19 protein-coding genes are annotated in these 18,247 nt (G+C 37.8%); 15 read left to right on the forward strand and 4 right to left on the reverse strand.

Annotated features, from left to right (window positions below; all coding sequences use genetic code 11):
* Window positions 1–127: 127 nt before the first annotated feature.
* From ACH3PA_RS03590 to ppgK, 11 genes are all read left to right on the forward strand, one after another.
* Window positions 128–1,651 (forward strand): helicase HerA-like domain-containing protein, encoded by a 1,524-nt coding sequence (locus ACH3PA_RS03590; protein WP_416440273.1) that lies wholly within the window; start codon window positions 128–130, stop codon window positions 1,649–1,651.
* A 72-nt stretch (window positions 1,652–1,723) separates the two neighbouring features.
* Window positions 1,724–2,266: a hypothetical protein gene (locus ACH3PA_RS03595; RefSeq protein ID WP_416440271.1), complete on the forward strand. Its 543-nt coding sequence runs from the start codon at window positions 1,724–1,726 to the stop codon at window positions 2,264–2,266.
* An 11-nt stretch (window positions 2,267–2,277) separates the two neighbouring features.
* The gene (locus ACH3PA_RS03600) at window positions 2,278–2,643 is read left to right on the forward strand and encodes a cupin domain-containing protein (RefSeq protein ID WP_416440269.1); all 366 of its coding nucleotides are present in this window, start codon (window positions 2,278–2,280) and stop codon (window positions 2,641–2,643) included.
* Window positions 2,640–3,227: an inorganic diphosphatase gene (locus ACH3PA_RS03605; protein ID WP_416440267.1), complete on the forward strand. Its 588-nt coding sequence runs from the start codon at window positions 2,640–2,642 to the stop codon at window positions 3,225–3,227. The genes ACH3PA_RS03600 and ACH3PA_RS03605 overlap by 4 nt, the downstream gene beginning before the upstream one ends.
* Window positions 3,228–3,320: 93 nt before the next feature.
* Complete coding sequence (locus ACH3PA_RS03610; RefSeq protein ID WP_416440265.1) at window positions 3,321–3,509, forward strand: hypothetical protein; 189 nt, start codon at window positions 3,321–3,323, stop codon at window positions 3,507–3,509.
* A 55-nt stretch (window positions 3,510–3,564) separates the two neighbouring features.
* Window positions 3,565–4,407, forward strand: coding sequence for an alpha/beta hydrolase (locus ACH3PA_RS03615; RefSeq protein WP_416440263.1), 843 nt, complete (start codon window positions 3,565–3,567; stop codon window positions 4,405–4,407).
* A 21-nt stretch (window positions 4,408–4,428) separates the two neighbouring features.
* Complete coding sequence (gene rluF, locus ACH3PA_RS03620) at window positions 4,429–5,241, forward strand: 23S rRNA pseudouridine(2604) synthase RluF (RefSeq protein ID WP_416440261.1); 813 nt, start codon at window positions 4,429–4,431, stop codon at window positions 5,239–5,241.
* A 119-nt stretch (window positions 5,242–5,360) separates the two neighbouring features.
* Window positions 5,361–5,603: a Rho termination factor N-terminal domain-containing protein gene (locus ACH3PA_RS03625; protein ID WP_416440259.1), complete on the forward strand. Its 243-nt coding sequence runs from the start codon at window positions 5,361–5,363 to the stop codon at window positions 5,601–5,603.
* Between the two features lie 70 nt (window positions 5,604–5,673).
* A complete protein-coding gene (locus ACH3PA_RS03630; RefSeq protein ID WP_416440257.1) occupies window positions 5,674–6,093 on the forward strand; it encodes a VOC family protein in 420 nt (139 codons plus the stop codon).
* 1 nt (window position 6,094) lies between these two features.
* The gene (locus ACH3PA_RS03635) at window positions 6,095–7,132 is read left to right on the forward strand and encodes an AI-2E family transporter (protein ID WP_416440255.1); all 1,038 of its coding nucleotides are present in this window, start codon (window positions 6,095–6,097) and stop codon (window positions 7,130–7,132) included.
* 171 nt (window positions 7,133–7,303) lie between these two features.
* Window positions 7,304–8,050: a polyphosphate--glucose phosphotransferase gene (ppgK, locus tag ACH3PA_RS03640; protein ID WP_416440253.1), complete on the forward strand. Its 747-nt coding sequence runs from the start codon at window positions 7,304–7,306 to the stop codon at window positions 8,048–8,050.
* Window positions 8,051–8,058: 8 nt separating this feature from the next.
* Here ppgK and ACH3PA_RS03645 read toward each other — a convergent pair whose 3' ends face one another.
* The 3 genes from ACH3PA_RS03645 to ACH3PA_RS03655 form a co-directional block, all read right to left on the reverse strand.
* Complete coding sequence (locus ACH3PA_RS03645; protein ID WP_416440251.1) at window positions 8,059–8,946, reverse strand: bifunctional 5,10-methylenetetrahydrofolate dehydrogenase/5,10-methenyltetrahydrofolate cyclohydrolase; 888 nt, start codon at window positions 8,944–8,946, stop codon at window positions 8,059–8,061.
* 57 nt (window positions 8,947–9,003) lie between these two features.
* Window positions 9,004–10,332, reverse strand: coding sequence for a signal recognition particle protein (gene ffh, locus ACH3PA_RS03650; protein WP_416440249.1), 1,329 nt, complete (start codon window positions 10,330–10,332; stop codon window positions 9,004–9,006).
* 161 nt (window positions 10,333–10,493) lie between these two features.
* Entirely contained in the window at window positions 10,494–11,567 is a 1,074-nt protein-coding gene (locus tag ACH3PA_RS03655) for a hypothetical protein (RefSeq protein WP_416448417.1), read from the reverse strand.
* 277 nt (window positions 11,568–11,844) lie between these two features.
* Here ACH3PA_RS03655 and ACH3PA_RS03660 point away from each other — a divergent pair, with 277 nt between their 5' ends.
* The 3 genes from ACH3PA_RS03660 (at window position 11,845) to ACH3PA_RS03670 (ending at window position 15,870) form a co-directional block, all read left to right on the forward strand.
* Window positions 11,845–12,363 carry an RNA polymerase sigma factor gene (locus ACH3PA_RS03660; RefSeq protein WP_416448418.1) on the forward strand — a complete coding sequence of 173 codons (519 nt, stop codon included), beginning with the start codon at window positions 11,845–11,847 and terminating at the stop codon, window positions 12,361–12,363.
* Between the two features lie 65 nt (window positions 12,364–12,428).
* Window positions 12,429–13,343 (forward strand): FecR family protein, encoded by a 915-nt coding sequence (locus ACH3PA_RS03665; RefSeq protein WP_416448419.1) that lies wholly within the window; start codon window positions 12,429–12,431, stop codon window positions 13,341–13,343.
* Window positions 13,330–15,870, forward strand: a complete 2,541-nt coding sequence (locus tag ACH3PA_RS03670) for a carboxypeptidase-like regulatory domain-containing protein (RefSeq protein WP_416448420.1) — start codon at window positions 13,330–13,332, stop codon at window positions 15,868–15,870. The genes ACH3PA_RS03665 and ACH3PA_RS03670 overlap by 14 nt, the downstream gene beginning before the upstream one ends.
* Before the next feature lie 26 nt (window positions 15,871–15,896).
* Here ACH3PA_RS03670 and argS read toward each other — a convergent pair whose 3' ends face one another.
* Window positions 15,897–17,672 carry an arginine--tRNA ligase gene (gene argS, locus ACH3PA_RS03675; protein ID WP_416440239.1) on the reverse strand — a complete coding sequence of 592 codons (1,776 nt, stop codon included), beginning with the start codon at window positions 17,670–17,672 and terminating at the stop codon, window positions 15,897–15,899.
* Between the two features lie 130 nt (window positions 17,673–17,802).
* Here argS and ACH3PA_RS03680 point away from each other — a divergent pair, with 130 nt between their 5' ends.
* Window positions 17,803–18,234 (forward strand): hypothetical protein, encoded by a 432-nt coding sequence (locus tag ACH3PA_RS03680; protein ID WP_416440237.1) that lies wholly within the window; start codon window positions 17,803–17,805, stop codon window positions 18,232–18,234.
* Window positions 18,235–18,247 lie beyond the last annotated feature (13 nt).

Here is an 18,247-nt window from a genome sequence, read left to right on the forward strand (position 1 = left end):
CCGCAAAGATAAGGCATTTCATAAAGTTGAGATAAAAATTAGATACAAGTAGTTCCCCGCTTTAATAATAAAATTTGCAAGTGCAGCTTTTCTTATTTAATCATTATTTTTGGCTCAAATAAGGCTCATGAGCAAAATAGAAGCATTCACAGAAAGCATAACTACTGGTAACACCTTTAAAGGAGACTCTATAATTTTAGGAGCAGCCATGTTAGATGGTGAGACGATTACAGATGCCCACGTAAAAGTACCGTTAAAAACATTGAACAGGCACGGTCTAATTGCAGGAGCAACCGGGACAGGTAAAACAAAAACATTGCAGGTGCTTGCAGAAAATCTTTCAGAAAAAGGAGTGCCGGTTCTGCTTATGGATATGAAAGGTGACCTGAGTGGTATTGCAAAAGCCAGCGCCGGACATGCAAAAATCGATGAAAGACATGCAAAAATCGGTTTACCTTATACGCCTAAAGATTTTCCCGTAGAGATTCTTACCCTTTCAGAACAAAACGGAGTGCGTTTGCGCGCGACTGTTAGCGAGTTTGGGCCAGTTCTCTTCTCGCGAATAATAGACGCTACAGACGCGCAATCTGGAATTATCTCTATTCTATTTAAATATTGTGATGATAATAAACTCCCTCTTTTAGACCTAAAAGACTTTAAAAAGGTTTTGCAATATGCTACCAATGAAGGCAGAGCAGAAATGCAAGAATCATACGGCCGTATCTCTACAGCTTCTGCAGGTTCAATTTTGCGTAAAATAGTAGAACTTGAACAACAGGATGCTGATATTTTCTTTGGCGAAAAATCATTTGAAGTTCAGGATCTACAACGCCTTGATGAGAACGGAAGAGGTGTGATCAGTATAATTCGCCTTACAGACATTCAGGACAGACCTAAACTTTTCTCTACTTTTATATTGAGTTTACTGGCCGAAATCTATAGCACTTTTCCTGAACAGGGCGACAGCAACCAGCCAGAACTTGTCATTTTTATAGATGAAGCTCACCTTATTTTTAAAGAAGCTTCTAAAGCGCTTCACAGCCAGATCGAAAGTATAGTAAAATTGATACGCTCAAAGGGCGTGGGATTATATTTTGTCACCCAGAATCCTACAGATGTACCAGAAGGAGTTCTTAGCCAGTTAGGGTTAAAGGTGCAGCATGCTTTAAGAGCTTTTACCGCAAAAGACAGAAAAGCTATAAAACTAACCGCAGAAAACTATCCTATCTCAGAATATTACGACACCAAAGAGGTTTTAACTTCGTTAGGTATAGGAGAAGCCTTAGTTTCTGCCCTTGATGAGAAAGGCCGTCCTACTCCGCTTGCCGCCACAATGATGCGAGCACCTATGTCGAGAATGGATATTTTAACTCAAGATGAAATTAACGCGATAAACAATAGTTCATCTTTAGTTACAAAGTATAATAAATCTATTGACAGAGATAGTGCTTACGAAATTCTTAATGAGAAAATAGAAAAAGCCGAAAGTGAAGAGGTAAAAGAAAAGGCTAAAAGCGAAAGAGCTAAAATGTCTTCTTCAAGAAAAACAACTTCACCATCTAGCACTACAGAACGCGCTATAATTAAAGTTCTCACAAGCGCTACCGTTATACGCGGAGTTCTGGGGATATTGGGAAAAATGATCAAATAGACCAGAAAACCCAGATTTCAGCACAAAGTATCAAAACAACATTTAGAATTAATTTCAATAAATAAATTACCTATGACCAAGCGATTAATCGTTACATTTTTTGCCTCTTTATTTTTAATATCATGTAATAATGATGATCCTTTTGCAATTACCTCAACCAGCGTAGGACCGCTAACTCAGGAATCTACTGTAAATGAACTGGAAACCCTCTTTAAAGATCAAAAAGTAGTTAGTAAAACCAACCCACAGGGAGCAAAAATCGGTTCAGATGCCATAGAAATCTATGAGAATGACGCACAATTGCTCAGTTTAAAACCTAAAACAGACGAGAAAACAAGTACCATAAAAACAATCCAGATCTTTGATCCTCGTTACAAAACTGAAGAAGGTATTACTCTCAATAGCACTTTTAAGGATATTAAAAATGCCTATAAAATTTCTAAAATAGAAACTCTTCTTACGAGTATCGTGGTTTTTGTAGATGATATCAACGCCTACTTTACAATAGATAAGAAGGAACTGCCCAGCGAATTACAATTTGACATGTCTGCTAAAGTTGATGAAGTACATATACCAGATAGTGCTAAGATCAAATATTTTATGATTGGCTGGTAAGAATCAATTCTATGAAGAATTACAGAGTACAGAAATCGCCTTTTATTGTCCCCACAGATGACGGTAAAAAAATAGCCGAGCATTTTGGCCTGGCAAGCGATGGCAACAGCGATATTAGCATTGCACACATGATCGCTCCGCCAGGGTGGAGTGAACCTTATCAAAAACCAGAATTTACTGAGTATACCTTTGTTATAAGTGGTAAAAAACAGTTTAAAATAGAAGAGGAAACTGTTATTTTAAATGCAGGCGAATCAATTAAGATAGACGCTAATACACGTGTGCAGTATAGCAATCCTTTTGATCAACCCTGTGTTTATATTTCTGTTTGTACTCCCGCTTTTAATTTTAACCTGGTACATCGCGACGCAGAATGAAAAAAATAATCCTGCTTTTGTGTCTTTGCTTGACTGCATGCATGCGGCAGGATTTTTACCATCTTGACACATTTAATGAAAACGGCATACTTCAGGCTGTGGTAGAAATACCTGCCGGCACCAACTTAAAAATAGAATACAATAAAGAGCTAAAGCAATTTCTGCCAGACCAAAAAGAAGGTAAAGACCGTTCTATAAATTTTATAGGATATCCCGGCAATTATGGGTTTATACCTTCAACATTAAGTGACCCAGAAAAAGGTGGGGATGGTGATGCTCTTGATGTTCTTGTTTTAAGTGAAAGTCTTCCCACTGCAACCGTAATAAACATTATACCTATAGCTGTATTAAAATTGATAGACAAAGGCGATCAGGATTATAAGATAATTGCGGTTCCTGCTAATCGAGATGAGCGCACGATTGATACAGAAACCTATCAAAGCTTTGCCACAAACTTTAAAGGTGCTAAGAAAATAATTGAATTATGGTTTGTAAATTATGATACAGATCAACTAATTATTGAAGGCTGGGGCGATGAGCAGGAAGCGATAAGCGAAATAAAAAAATTGATCGAGTCAAAATAAAAGGAAATCACAAATACCACTTAATGCGGCGTTAATCTTCTGGTTTGTCTCTGTGAGAACCTCTAATTTCAATGAAATTTTAAATCTCCAATAATGATAAAAGTATTAGGAATAACTCTAACTATAGGTGGCGCTATTTCCCTGGTTTTTGGCGTTTTGGGAATCTTTGGAAGTTTTGAATTAGGACTCAGTCCGTGGGCTCTGGCTATTTTAGGCGTTATCTTCTTTTTATCAGGTATTTCTTTACTTAAATATCACGACAGCAACAATAGCGCTGATTAAATTATATTCTTCTTAAGAACCACTATCTTTGACAATAGTTAAATGAAAGGTTTTTATGCGTGAAAGTTTAAAGCGATTTGTTCCCAAGGCTATAGGTAAATACATCAATACATTGTCTATAATAGCTCCAGACAGGGCAGCTCATCGTGCATTTGCGCTCTTTAGTAAACCCAGACAAGGCAAAGTAGGCGATCATCATAAAGATTTTATGGATCCTTCTCGCGACAGGACAATCACAGTTGAAAATCTAAAATTACAAACCTACAGATGGGCCGGCAGCGGCAAAACCATTCTTCTAATTCACGGTTGGGAGAGTCACACCCACAGATGGAAGGTTCTTGTAGAACAACTGCATAAAGAAAATTACAATATAATAGCTTTTGATGCTCCCGCACATGGTTATAGTGATGGCGACAGATTGTACGTTCCCATTTACGAGAAGGCGCTGCAGCAGATGATAGAAATTTACAATCCTGAATTTTTAATTGGTCACAGCATTGGCGCACTTACTGCCATCTATAATCAAAGTTTGCATCCATCAGCAGATATAAAAAAATTGGTAATTCTTGGTCCTCCAGATCAATTAGAGACGATAATTGCAGATTATCAGCAGATTTTAGGCCTTGATAAGCGGGTTTTAAACATTCTGGATGCATATTTTCAGAAGAATTTTGGCTTTAAGACCAAAGAATTTTCAGCTTCAGCTTTTGCTCAAAAACTAGATGTTCATGGTCTGATCATTCACGATAAAAACGACAAAATAACCTCAGTAGAAGGTTCACGCAATATTCATAAAAATTGGAATAAATCTAAACTTATTGAAACCGAAGGATTAAATCATTCGCTCTATAGTGATTTTGTGAATGACGAAATTATAAAGTTTTTAAAAGAAGATTAAACCTATCACAGTATCCATTTGATGGCAGAAGAGAATCTAACACGTATAAATAAATACTTAAGCGAAGTAGGCTACTGCTCAAGACGTCACGCAGATAAATTAATAGATGCAGGCCGCATTACTATTAATGGAGCCATTCCAGAAATGGGTACTAAAGTTAGCGCTGCAGATGAAATACGTGTAGACGGCAAGCTTATAACAGAGCGTGAAGAACCACTTATCTATATCGCTTTTAATAAACCTGTAGGCATTGTTTGTACTACAGATACGCGAGTAGAAAAAGATAACATCATAGATTACATAAATTATCCTTCCCGTATTTTCCCTATTGGTCGTCTTGACAAAGCAAGTGAAGGTCTCATCTTTCTTACCAACGATGGTGATATTGTAAATAAAATTTTACGTGCCAGAAACAATCACGATAAAGAATATATTGTAAATGTTGATAAGCCAATTACTGCGCAGTTCATAGCACAAATGTCTGCGGGAGTTCCTATTCTTGATACTATTACCAGAGAATGTGAAGTAGAGCAGATAGGAAAGAAGCAATTTAAAATTATTCTTACCCAAGGCTTAAACAGGCAGATACGCCGCATGTGCGAATATCTGGGTTACAACGTCACAAAACTGAAACGTGTGCGCATCATGAATATTTCACTAGACGTTCCCGTTGGTCAATATCGCAATTTCACTAAAGCAGAACTCTCTCACTTACAAGACCTGCTAAAAGACAGTAGTAAGACGTATGAGGAGCACGCCGCCCCTTCTAAACCAATCGAAAATAAATACAGTAGCCCGCATATTTCAAAAAAAAGAAGAAGGCGCGAGAGCTAGATTTAATCTTAATTTCTATTAATTCTTTTTTAAACCCTTGTTAACCTTTATCACAGGCAAGGAGCTTCTGCGTACATTTAAGTGAGAAATTAGTAAAGTATCATTTAAAGTATACAGCCATGCCAAACAACCCACGTATTAAAAATGAAAAGCAATACGACGCTTTAACAGATAAAGGATACAGCAAAGAGAAAGCAGCACGCATAGCAAACACAGAAGATTCTGGTAAAAAAGGTGGCAAAGCAAATAAGTATGAAGATCGCACAAAAGAAGATCTTTACGAGGAAGCAAAGAAAGTAGGTATTGAAGGCAGATCTAAAATGACTAAAAAAGAATTGATAGATGCTTTAAGGAATAATTGATAATTCTGAGATCATTTAAATTACTGTTTATCTAATTATTATATTTACCTGTAACCTAACCATGATTTAAATGCCTGCACCTTTTCATCTAGCCATTCCTGTAGACCAACTTGACGAAGCCCGAAAATTTTATCGTGACACCCTTGAACTTACTGAAGGTCGCTGTAGCGATCAATGGGTAGACTTTGATTTTTTTGGTCATCAACTGGTTATTCATTATAAGCCAAAAGAAGAATCAGCTGCTGTACATCATAATGCAGTTGACGGCAAAGCAGTTCCGGTACCTCACTATGGCGTAGTTCTGGAATGGAATGATTTTCAGAACTTCTCTAAAAAATTAACTGCAAAGGGAATTAATTTTATAATTGAACCCTACATACGCTTTAAGGGGCAAGTGGGCGAGCAAGCAACAATGTTCTTTTACGACCCTTGTGGCAATGCCCTTGAATTTAAAAGCTTTAAAGACATGAGTCAATTATTCGCTAAATAACATGCCACAACAACTAAAACCAACCTTAGTAAGACAGTTGTTCATACTTCTGCTCATTCTATTTTTATTTGTTCTGATTTTTCTGGAAATGATTCCTTATCTCTCAGGAGTATTAGGAGCAATTACTCTGCATGTTCTCCTTAAAAAATGGATGAATAATCTGGTAGACAGAGGCTGGAACAAAAGTCTTGCCGCTGCTTTACTCATGGTTTTTTCCTTCCTGGCGATTTTAGTTCCTGTGGGGTTGATTGTCTTAATGCTAACTAACAAAATAGGTAAGGCTGTATCAAATTCGGCTAAAGTTGTAGACGCTATTAAAGAGCATGTCTCGCAGTGGGAATCACAATTAGGGTACAAAGTAAGCGATTCTATAGATACTAATGCGGTAACAGAATGGATCTCTACTCACCTGCAATCATTAGCCGGGGGAACTTTCACAGCATTTATTGCAATAGGTATCATGTATTTTATGCTTTACTACATGTTAATCAACAGAAAGACATTGCAGAATTCGCTGTATGAATATATTCCACTAGCTTCAGACAATATTAAAACCATTGCAACAGAAAGTACGGCTATGGTAAAATCTAATGCTTTAGGTATTCCTCTTGTGGCGCTGGCACAGGGTATCGTTGCATTAGTAGGCTTTTTTATATTCGGTGTTCCAGATCCATTCTTTTGGTTTGTCATCACTGCCATTGGCTCTATGATACCATTTATAGGCACGCTACTTGGCATAGTTCCCGTTACGATTTTGCTTTTTTCCAGCGGTGATGTAGGCCAAGCAATTGGTATTGCTATTTATGGGTTTGTTGTGGTAGGTTCTACAGACAATATCATTAGACTTTATGTACTTGAACGTCTCGCTAATGTACATCCTCTGGTAACTTTATTTGGAGTGATTGTAGGTGTTCCTCTATTTGGATTTATAGGGCTAATATTTGGCCCACTCTTAATAAGCCTGTTTTTACTTATTGTGAAAATTTATAAAAAAGAATACGGCAAACAACCGCCGGCAGAGACAGAAGAGCGGCTATAGAACTTTGCATTTTGAGCTAATTTTTAGCCTTTTTGCACCAATTTTTAGCCTCTGCAGGCAGATTTTTTCCTATTCAATTTCCACCAAATTTGCTTTCTGAAGAAAAATTAAGTCATATTCTTCGGGTATTGATAAATATTCCTTTTTTTTGACCCCACAAAACTAGGGTATATGGAAATTTTGGGAATTGATGTAGGAGGCACAGGAATAAAAGGTGTTCCGGTAAATTTAGAAACTGAAGATTACATAGGTGAACGCTATAGATTGCCTACTCCTATCCCTCGTACTCCTAAGGCCATGGTTAAAACCATTGGGGAAATTGTGAAAGAATGGGACTGGAAGGGTCCTGTAGGAGTTGGTTTCCCCACTGTTATACATAGAGGAAAAGCTTTACAACACGGAAATCTCGATCCCGCCTGGGTGGGAGTTCAGGTAGACGATATGATCTCACAGCATATAGGTCTTCCCGTTGCAGTCATAAATGATGCAGATGCTGCTGGTCTTGCCGAAATGACATTTGGCGTAGGCAAAGATGAAAAAGGTCTGGTTATGGTTTTTACTGTAGGAACAGGAATAGGCAGTGGAGTTTTTTACAATGGCGAGTTACTCCCTAACTGGGAACTTGGCCAGCTGCCCTATAAAAAAGGAATGAACATAGAGCAATATGCTTCAAGAGCAGTACGTCTGCGTAAGGATATGAGCTTTAAAAAATGGGGTAAACGCTTCAATAAATTTTTACAGATCGTCACAACTATAAGCGATCCCGATCTTATCATAATAGGCGGTGGTGCGAGCAAAAACCTGGAAGAATACCGAAATAAATTGAAAGTTGATGTGCCAATCGTTGCTGCACATACAAAGAATCACGCCGGTATTATAGGTGCTGCCCTGGCAGCTCGTCACCTCTATATTGAGTAAAAAATCAATTATGCTTTTCTGGCGCGATGGCGATCTCTAGCAAGCAGTGTGTTTTTAAGAAGCATTGCGATGGTCATTGGTCCTACCCCGCCAGGTACAGGTGTAATGTAACTCGCTTTTTTACTTACGTTCTCGTAATCTACGTCACCGGTTAAATAATAGCCTCTTTCACGAGTTTCATCTGGCACGCGAGTAATACCTACATCTATAATTACAACATCATCTTTTACCATTTCGGCTTTTAGAAAGCCGGGCACACCTAATGCCGAAATTATAATATCTGCCTGAGAGGTGATTTGCGTAATATTCTTTGTGCGGCTATGAGTTAATGTAACTGTAGAATTTCCCGGGAAACCTTTTCTTCCCATTAAAATACTCATAGGGCGACCTACAATATGGCTTCTCCCTATAACTACTGTATGTTTACCTTGTGTTTCTACTTCATAACGCTCTAAAAGCTCAAGAATACCAAAAGGAGTTGCCGGTATAAATGTGCTCATATCTAAAGCCATTTTCCCAAAGTTTGTAGGATGAAAACCATCTACATCTTTATCAGGATTTACGGTCATTAAAACTTCCTGAGTATTGATCTGCGGGGGTAAAGGTAGTTGAACTATAAAACCATCAATATCGTCATTCTCGTTGAGTTCTTTTATTTTAGAAAGTAACTCATATTCACTTGTGGTGCTGGGCATACGCACCATAGTAGATTCAAAACCCACACGTTCACAGGCTTTCACTTTACTATTTACATATGTAAGACTGGCACCGTCATTACCCACGATAATTGCTGCAAGATGAGGCACTTTCTCGCCTCGCTCTTTCATCTTATTAACCTCAGCGGTAATCTCGTTTTTTATGTCGTTGCTTACTTTTTTTCCGTCAAGAATAGTCATAAATAGCAGTGATTTTTAGTAGTATTTAACTGATTTTTAGCCTCTAAAACCCGATTTTTATCGCATATTATTCATCATCTGCATCATCTTCTGGCCGCCGCCACCCTGCATCATTTTCATCATTTTGCTCATTTGGCCAAATTGCTTAAGCAATTGATTCACTTCCTGTACGGTTGTACCAGAACCTTTGCTTATTCTCTTTTTTCGGCTGCTGTTGATGACTGCAGGTTTTGTACGTTCTTCCGGAGTCATTGAGTGAATTATAGCTTCGATGTGTTTAAAAGCGTCATCGTCAATATCAAGACCTTTTAACGCTTTACCAGCACCGGGAATCATACCTATAAGGTCTTTCATATTCCCCATTTTCTTAACCTGCTGAATCTGCTTTAGAAAATCATCAAAACCAAATTGATCTTTAGCAATTTTCTTTTGCAGCTTGCGGGCTTCTTCTTCATCAAATTGTTCTTGTGCACGCTCTACAAGTGAAACAACATCTCCCATCCCAAGAATACGATCTGCCATACGAGAAGGATAGAATACATCTATCGCTTCCATCTTCTCACCTGTACCAATAAATTTGATGGGCTTATTTACTACTGTCTTAATAGATAAAGCGGCACCACCTCTGGTATCACCATCTAATTTAGTAAGAACAACACCATCAAAATTTAGCGTATCGTTGAATGATTTTGCCGTATTCACAGCATCCTGCCCGGTCATAGAATCTACAACAAATAAGGTTTCCTGTGGCTGGACTGCATCACGTATGTTTGCGATCTCTGTCATCATCGCCTTATCTACTGCTAGTCTACCCGCAGTATCTATGATCACAACATTATGACCGTTTTGTTTCGCGTAAGCGATAGCCGCATTAGAGATAGAAACAGGATCATTATTCTCTCTATCTGAAAATACCTCTACACCTATTTGATCACCTACAACATGCAACTGATCTATTGCCGCAGGACGATACACATCACAGGCTACAAGAAGAGGTTTCTTCGTTTTCTTGGTCTTTAAAAAATTGGCGAGTTTACCAGAAAATGTGGTTTTACCAGATCCCTGAAGTCCTGACATTAAAATAACGGTAGGATTACCAGAAAGATTGATTCCTTCTGCTTCACCACCCATTAAATTTGTCAACTCATCTTTAACGAGTTTTACCATTAACTGCCCTGGCTTTACGCTTGTAAGAACGTCTTGCCCCAGTGCTCTTTCTTTAACTGTACTGGTAAAATCTTTTGCTATTTTGTAATTAACATCTGCATCTACAAGCGCACGTCTTACTTCCTTAAGAGTTTCGGCAACATTTATTTCTGTAATCTGGCCGTGCCCCTTAAGCACATGCATCGCTTTATCCAGCTTATCACTTAAATTATCAAACATAGGTTTCGCTTCAATTTTATGACAGCAAATTTAAGGTTTTGAAGCCTAAGTATAAAGAATTATTTACTGCTTAGTCTTCATATATCTGTAACATAAAAACCGCCCTACTCCATATTTAGAGTAAAGGCGGTTTCTCCCAACTTCCCGAACATTAAATCAGGTTATTCCATTTTTGTAAGCACTAAAGTAACTGCGCTGTTAGTAGAACTTTGTAGCTCTATTGTACTTTCATTCTGGCTCACTACTTCAAATTGATCACTTATGATATTAAAAGTGCTATTACCTGCAAAAGACAGCTCTAGATTTACATTTGTTTCAGAAACTACCTGAAAGCTTCCTTCTATACTTGCAGCTGTATTTGTAAGTGTATTTCTCACGATCACCTCACCGTCATTAGCAAACTCTAAAGTAAACTCAACAAAATCTTCAGTAAATTCTACTCCGTTATTAATACCTGTCTCAACTTTAAAAGTTGCATCTGTTAATATGGCCTCAAGTTCATCTGCGGCAGCTTTAGCTTCTGCTTCTGCTTGTGCCTGCATATCGTCATCTGCTTCACAAGATTCTAAAGCGTTTTTAAATTCTGCATCAGAGTTGATCGTGATTGCAGAGTTACCTTCTGCCATAAGGCTTATAGGATAGCTTACGCTGAAGAAATCACTCTCACCAAGATTATTTAAGAAAACATACGTTTCCTGCTCACCATCAAGAACTACACTACCGGTCTGTTCTGCATTTGCATCGTAAGTAAAAACAGTGATCGGGTAATCTATATCAAGACAGTTTATAGCATCTTCTTCTTTGCTGTCTATTTCTGTACAGGTATCTTTTAAAGTGTCATACTCGGCCTGATTATTAATTACAACCTCAGTATAATCACTCATGGTAACTGTGATAGGAAACTGAAAGTTCACCTCATCGTCATCATTTGTAAATTGAGCAAAAATGTTTGCTATAAGCGCAAAATCTGACTGACTAATTATTGTTAATTCCTGCCCATTCACTTCTGCTACAACAGGAAGCACTATAGATGAGCAGCTTAAACCGTCAAGAAAATCGTCTTCACTACCATCATGCGCAGTATTACGTGCCATAAGATCTGCGGTTTCAGAGTCGGCGCTGTTTGTACTTTGATTTGGGTCGTCTCCTATCGTTACATCTTCTTCACTTTGGCAAGAGGCAAAAAGAAATAATGACAGAACCGTTATTCCCAAAATTGATTTTAAATTTTTCATACTATTAGATTTTGATTTTTTTCAATTTATGCGAGTTGGTTACTGCTCGCTTTCGGTAGTAAAACAATTGGGAATGAAATTACCCTACCCCGATTTCTACTTTTTTTTCGCCTAAGCAATAAAAAACACCTCTAGTTACTCAAAAACAGCCTGTTAACACCATTAAAAAAATAGTGTCTTTTCACTCTCATCACCCCAGATCAAATTGAAGTTAGCGGTCGCTAAGCCTTAAGTTTATTAGAAAAGCTGTATTTTTAGCCACCCTTAATCGTTCATTTTGAAGAAAGACCTACAACAAAATCTCTGCGATGAAGCCTCTTTTAATGGCTTCTATACCAGCTACATTACAAACGCTAATAATTTTGCATACTACAAATGCGGCGATAGTGATAATGCGCTAGATCTGGCGCAGGAAGCCTTTATAAAAATCTGGGAAAACTGTGGCAAAATCGACTTTACTAAGGCAAAAACCTACCTTTTTACCACAATAAACAACCTGTTTCTCAATAAGGTAAAGCACCAGAAAGTTGTGCTTAATTATAAAAATGAATATCAGGGACCAGATAAAACAAATCTGAGTCCGGAATTTGTTTTAGAAGAAAAGGAGTTTAAAACTAAACTGCAAAATGCAATTGCAGACCTTACTGACGGGCAACGTGAGGTTTTTCTCCTAAACAGAATAGACGGGAAGAAATACCGCGAAATTGCAGAGATGCTAGACATTTCTGTAAAAGCCGTAGAAAAAAGAATGAGTGGAGCGTTAAAGATTTTAAAAGAAAAAATTCCAACTCTTTAAAAAAGACAATTTTAAGGTAGGGTAAAACGGGTTTTAATTGTTCTACTATTGATAGCATACTAATAATGAAAGACGAAAAGCAAATACACCGCTGGCTTAATGGCGAGATGACCGCTCAAGAACTGGAGGCTTTTAAGGCTACTCAGGATTATACAGATTATTCTGCTATAGCAGAATATGCCGCAGATCTTGAAGCTCCAGCGGTAAATAAAGATGAGGCTCTGGCAGACTTAAAAAAACGTCTTGCTGATCGCGAAAAGAACAAAGTCATAAAGCCAAATTTTAAAGGTTTTTATCAGGCGGCCGCAATTTTGATTGTCCTGGTCGTTTCTTCTTATTTTATTTTCTTCAACCAATCTACAACGGTAAAAACTAAAATTGCAGAAACTACGACTACCTTACTACCAGATAATTCTGAAGTCGTCTTGAATGCACAAAGTAAAATTGCTTACAACGAGAAAAAATGGAAGGAACAAAGAGAACTTACTCTTGAGGGAGAAGCATTTTTTAAAGTAACAAAGGGCAGTGATTTTGAAGTAAGAACTTCAGCCGGAGAAATCAATGTTCTGGGTACGCAATTCAATGTAAAAAATAGACTAAACTATTTTGAGGTAGAATGCTATGAAGGCAGAGTTGCCGTGACTTATAACAATGAAGAAATTATTCTTACACGAGGTAATAAATATCGCGTAGTAAACGGCAGAGCAGAAAAAATTGAAGGTCTTTTAGGCTCTCAACCTTCATGGATGATGCACGAGAGCAGTTTTGTAGCAGTGCCGCTAGAACAAGTAATCGCCGAAATAGAAAGACAATATGACCTTACTATAAATGCTTCAAAAGTTGACACTTCAGCGTTATTTACGGGTAGTTTTACACACGACGATAAAAATATCGCACTACAGTCAGTCACAATTCCGCTAGGTTTGAGTTATAAAATAGACGGCGACAAAGTAGAATTATACAATTATGAGGGTGAGTAAATTTATCCTGCTCACAATGTTCCTTTTTGCTTTGCCTACTTTCGCTCAGCAAAATTCTGTGGTGTCATTACAAAAATACCTTTCTGAACTTGAGACCAGATTTGATGTAAAATTCTCTTACGCTGTTGAAGATATTGAGGGCATAGATATAGAAGATATTCCTACTGTTGAATCTATAAAAGAGGCGCTAAATTACCTCAACACAAATACACCGCTTCTTTACGAGAATCTCAATGACAGATACATCACGGTTTCTCGCTTAAATAAGAAGATTACCATCTGTGGAATTCTGCAGGATGCCATAAACGGTGAGCCTTTAACGGGCGCAAGCATTGTTCTTAAGAATCAATCACAGGGCACCATCACATCAAGTCTTGGTGCTTTTAATCTCAAAGACGTTAGCGCTTCCGCGGAAATTTTAATTTCCTATTTGGGTTATGGTGAAAAGACAATTAAGGCATTAGACCTTTTTACTCCCGATGAACCTTGTAAAATAATCAATCTGAATCAACAGGATTATGCTCTTTCTGAAGTGATCGTGACTAAATTCCTAACCACGGGTTTGCAAAAATCAGTTGATGGAAAAACGGTCTTAAACACTGAAAAATTCGGTATTTTACCCGGATTAATAGAACCTGACATTCTGCAAACCATTCAGGTGCTTCCGGGTGTGGAAAGTGTTAATGAAAGTATCGCCAACATAAACGTGCGCGGCGGTACTCATGATGAGAACCAAATGCTTTGGGACAATATTACGATGTACCATTCTGGTCATTTCTTCGGACTTATATCTGCCTACAATCCTAATCTCACGCAGCGTGTAGAAGTAAGCAAAAATGGAACGAGCAGCCAATATGGTGGCGGTGTGAGCAGCACAATTAGCATGTACACTAAAGATGAAATTCCGGATCATGTAAAAGGTGGCGCCGGCATTAATTTAATTAGCGGTGATGCTTTTGTTGAGATTCCGTTAAGTGATAAATTAGCTGTGCATCTATCGGGCAGAAGATCTGTTACAGATGGTTGGAACACGCCAACGTATGATGAGTACTTTAGAAGAAGTTTCGAAGACTCTGAAATTCGCAATAGCGAAAACAATACTAGTCAAGCCAATAGCGAATCACAATTCTATTTTTACGACTATACTGCAAAATTGCTTTATGACGCGAATGAAAAACATAAGTTTAGAGCAAATTTTATAGGCATAGATAACAAACTTGACTACAGTGAACATGTGATCACAAATGGAGAAATGGCGAGCAAATCGAGCCAATTAACTCAAAAGAATATGGCTTTTGGCGGAAGCTGGCAAGCTGATTGGAATTCTCGTTTTCACACAAAATTAAACGCGTATTATACTAAATATAATATTGACGCAAACGATCTGCGCATTGAGACAGACCAGCTGCTAACACAGCAAAATGAAGTGCTGGAAACCGGAATAAAACTAAATGCTTTTTACGAGATCATGACCCATTTTAAATGGTTAAACGGTTATCAATTCACAGAAACGGGAATACGCAACGCAACCCGTGTTAGCAATCCGTTATTTAATGAGCGTAAAAAAGATGTGCTGCGCAGTCACAGCGGTTATAGTGAATTAGAATACAACCACGGGACGACATTCATACGCGGTGGTGCTCGTGTTACTTATTTTGAAGAATTTGATAAAATCAGGGTTGAACCCCGATTAAACATTCGTCAAAAAATATCGGGTCAAATTGCCCTAAAACTGCTTGGAGAGTACAAATATCAGACTGCGACGCAAATTATCGACTTTGAAGATGATTTTCTGGGTGTAGAAAACAGACGATGGATTCTCGCAAATGATGAAGATATTCCGCTTATTCAGAGCAAACAGATTTCTTTCGGTATAGATTTTAAACAAAATAACTGGTATCTTGATGCGACCGGTTTTTATAAAGAAGTAGATGGTATTACGGCATCAAATCAAGGTTTTCAGAATCAGTTTCAATTCTTAAAAACCACAGGGAGTTACACCGCAAAAGGTTTTGAATTTATAATCAACAAAACCACTAATAAATTTAGCACCTGGCTTAGTTATACTTTTTCGCAGAACGATTATACGTTTAAAAACTTTATCCCAACGAACTTTCCAAATAATACAGACATTCGCCATTCATTCACGCTGGCAACCAATTATGATATTCTTAAAAATCTCAAGATTTCAGCTGGTGCTTTATATAGATCTGGTCATCCTTACACTGCACCGATTGAAGGTGAAGAGACCGTTCAAGACGGAAATAACAGGGTTGTAAACTACGCCGAACCAAATGCTGAAAATCTGGATGATTTTGTGCGCGTAGATGTTTCAGCGGCTTATGATTTTAAGATTAGCGAAAGTGTAAATGCAAAATTCAACGTTGGGGTTCTCAATGTTCTGGATAACGAAAACATCCTGCAGCGTTATTACCAGGTAAATGCAACCGATGAAACTAAGGCAGTCGAGATCAACAAAAACTCCTTAGGAATTACACCCAACGCTAGTTTTAGAATATACTTTTAATAGTAAGTAACTCGCTTTTGCAGTTCTTACATTCTTTCAGGAACAGTAATTCCCAAAAGCTTAAAAGCAGACTCAATTACGTCGCCTACTTTACCTGATAATGCAACACGAAAGCTGATCTCTTCTTCGGTATCTGCTCCCAGAATAGATACATTTTGATAAAAAGAATTAAACTCTTTTACAAGATCGTAGGTGTAATTTGCAATAATTGCCGGACTATGATTTTCTGCCGCCACCTGAATCATGTTAGGATATAACGCTATCTGTTTAAGCAATTCTTTCTCTTTGGGATGAAGATCTTTATGAGCAACCTCAACCGGTATTTTATTTTCTATTGCTTTGCGTAAAATTGACTGAATACGCGCGTAGGTATACTGTATAAAAGGACCCGTATTTCCCTGAAAATCTACTGACTCTTCCGGATCAAAAAGAATGCGTTTTTTAGGATCAACTTTTAAAATGTAATATTTTAAAGCACCCAGACCAATGGTCTTATAAAGTTCTTTCTTTTCTTCTTCGCTGTAGCCGTCAAGTTTACCAAGTTCGGTTGAAATTTCTTCGGCAGTATTTGCCATTTCTGCAATAAGATCATCTGCATCAACCACAGTTCCCTCGCGGCTTTTCATTTTTCCACTTGGCAGATCGACCATTCCATAACTTAAATGGAATAGATTTTTTGCCCAATCGTAACCCAGTTTTTTCAGAATAAGAAAAAGCACTTTAAAATGATAATCCTGCTCGTTTCCTACGGTGTAGATCATGCCGCCCACATCAGGATTATCTTTTACGCGTTGTATCGCGGTACCAATATCCTGAGTCATATAAACAGCTGTACCGTCACTGCGCAGAACTATTTTTTCATCAAGTCCGTCTGCTGTGAGATCACACCAAACTGAGCCATCTTCTTTTCTGTAAAAAACTCCGTTTTTAAGCCCTTCTTCTATATTATCCTTACCTAATAAATAGGTGTTGCTTTCATAATAATAACTATCAAAATCTACTCCCAGAGCTTTGTAAGTTGCCTCAAAACCTTCATAGACCCAGCCATTCATAGTTTTCCAAAGTTCTACAACTTCAGGATCGCCTGCTTCCCATTTAAGTAACATTTGCTGAGCTTCCTTTAAAAGTGGAGCTTCTTTTTCTGCCTCTTCCTGCGTTTTTCCCTGAGCAACCAAATAAGAGATTTCCTCTTTGTAGGCTTTATCAAACTTCACGTAGTAATTCCCAACAAGCTTATCGCCTTTTAATCCTGTAGATTGCGGAGTTTCCCCATGACCAAATTTCTTCCAGGCGAGCATACTTTTGCAAATATGAATTCCGCGGTCGTTTATGATCTGTGTTTTGTAAACTTTCTTTCCGGAAGCTTTGATAATCTCAGCAACAGAATACCCTAAGAGATTGTTACGCACATGCCCTAAATGCAGAGGTTTGTTTGTATTGGGCGAAGAATATTCTACCATCACCGCTTTTCCTTCGGCTGGTTTTCTGCCAAAGTTTGCATCACTTCTAATTCCTTCAAAAAAATCAAGATAATATGAATCTGAAACCACAAGATTTAAAAACCCCTTTACGACGTTAAAATCGGCTATTTCAGGCACATTTTCGGCCAGATATTTCCCTATTTGTTCACCAATAACAGCGGGATTACCTTTTACAACGCGAAGTATTGGGAAAACCACAACTGTAATATCACCTTCAAAATCCTTTCGCGTAGGCTGAAGTTCAACATTTTCAAGTGTTGCATTAAATATTTGGGATACCGCATTTTTAACGGCTGGTATTAAAATCTGCTCTAGGTTCATATCTATTTTTATGAAGGCGCAAAGATACGTCTTAAAGCTGAAAATTTGAAAGCCCTAAGAGAACGCTAAAAACGACTCGTAACTCTATCTTTATCACAGCAATTCGTATCTTTAAAACAAGAAAAAGATTATGCTGTTAAACGTCTCTTACAACAATCCCAAAATAAAAACGCAAATCAATGAAGAAGTTGGCCCGCCTTTTACACTCCGGGAGCGTATAAAAATGGGCGGCATTGGCTCATCTAAACTTTTCATAACAAGTACGAGCGTAGAAATAAATAACCTGCTTATTCTCGACAGCTACATCAACACTTGTAATATCGAGATGCGACCCAAAGGAATAATTGTAGGTTTTAGGTCACTTTTAGAATCATACGCGCTAATAATTCCCTATTACAAATTATCTCTCTACAAAGGCAAAGCCGAAGAATACAGCATTTACAGAGATAATTATTTCATTAAAATAAGAGCCAGATCAAAAGATAGCGCTACTCATAAATTTGTAAAAAAAGTTATGTCTTACAAAGCAGAGCAGTTCTCATCTGGCCCAGAAGATATGTAACAACCTTTCTTAT

This window comes from Leeuwenhoekiella sp. A2 (assembly GCF_047946655.1).
In the GTDB taxonomy this organism is placed as follows: domain Bacteria; phylum Bacteroidota; class Bacteroidia; order Flavobacteriales; family Flavobacteriaceae; genus Leeuwenhoekiella.

What these genes read in the sequence shown, in the direction of transcription:
- ACH3PA_RS03590 (WP_416440273.1), top strand. Translation starts at nt 128, where the DNA reads ATGAGCAAAATAGAAGCATTCACAGAAAGCATAACTACTGGTAACACC.
- ACH3PA_RS03595 (WP_416440271.1), top strand. Translation starts at nt 1,724, where the DNA reads ATGACCAAGCGATTAATCGTTACATTTTTTGCCTCTTTATTTTTAATA.
- ACH3PA_RS03600 (WP_416440269.1), top strand. Translation starts at nt 2,278, where the DNA reads ATGAAGAATTACAGAGTACAGAAATCGCCTTTTATTGTCCCCACAGAT.
- ACH3PA_RS03605 (WP_416440267.1), top strand. Translation starts at nt 2,640, where the DNA reads ATGAAAAAAATAATCCTGCTTTTGTGTCTTTGCTTGACTGCATGCATG.
- ACH3PA_RS03610 (WP_416440265.1), top strand. Translation starts at nt 3,321, where the DNA reads ATGATAAAAGTATTAGGAATAACTCTAACTATAGGTGGCGCTATTTCC.
- ACH3PA_RS03615 (WP_416440263.1), top strand. Translation starts at nt 3,565, where the DNA reads ATGCGTGAAAGTTTAAAGCGATTTGTTCCCAAGGCTATAGGTAAATAC.
- rluF (WP_416440261.1), top strand. Translation starts at nt 4,429, where the DNA reads ATGGCAGAAGAGAATCTAACACGTATAAATAAATACTTAAGCGAAGTA.
- ACH3PA_RS03625 (WP_416440259.1), top strand. Translation starts at nt 5,361, where the DNA reads ATGCCAAACAACCCACGTATTAAAAATGAAAAGCAATACGACGCTTTA.
- ACH3PA_RS03630 (WP_416440257.1), top strand. Translation starts at nt 5,674, where the DNA reads ATGCCTGCACCTTTTCATCTAGCCATTCCTGTAGACCAACTTGACGAA.
- ACH3PA_RS03635 (WP_416440255.1), top strand. Translation starts at nt 6,095, where the DNA reads ATGCCACAACAACTAAAACCAACCTTAGTAAGACAGTTGTTCATACTT.
- ppgK (WP_416440253.1), top strand. Translation starts at nt 7,304, where the DNA reads ATGGAAATTTTGGGAATTGATGTAGGAGGCACAGGAATAAAAGGTGTT.
- ACH3PA_RS03645 (WP_416440251.1), bottom strand. Translation starts at nt 8,946, where the DNA reads ATGACTATTCTTGACGGAAAAAAAGTAAGCAACGACATAAAAAACGAG.
- ffh (WP_416440249.1), bottom strand. Translation starts at nt 10,332, where the DNA reads ATGTTTGATAATTTAAGTGATAAGCTGGATAAAGCGATGCATGTGCTT.
- ACH3PA_RS03655 (WP_416448417.1), bottom strand. Translation starts at nt 11,567, where the DNA reads ATGAAAAATTTAAAATCAATTTTGGGAATAACGGTTCTGTCATTATTT.
- ACH3PA_RS03665 (WP_416448419.1), top strand. Translation starts at nt 12,429, where the DNA reads ATGAAAGACGAAAAGCAAATACACCGCTGGCTTAATGGCGAGATGACC.
- ACH3PA_RS03670 (WP_416448420.1), top strand. Translation starts at nt 13,330, where the DNA reads ATGAGGGTGAGTAAATTTATCCTGCTCACAATGTTCCTTTTTGCTTTG.
- argS (WP_416440239.1), bottom strand. Translation starts at nt 17,672, where the DNA reads ATGAACCTAGAGCAGATTTTAATACCAGCCGTTAAAAATGCGGTATCC.
- ACH3PA_RS03680 (WP_416440237.1), top strand. Translation starts at nt 17,803, where the DNA reads ATGCTGTTAAACGTCTCTTACAACAATCCCAAAATAAAAACGCAAATC.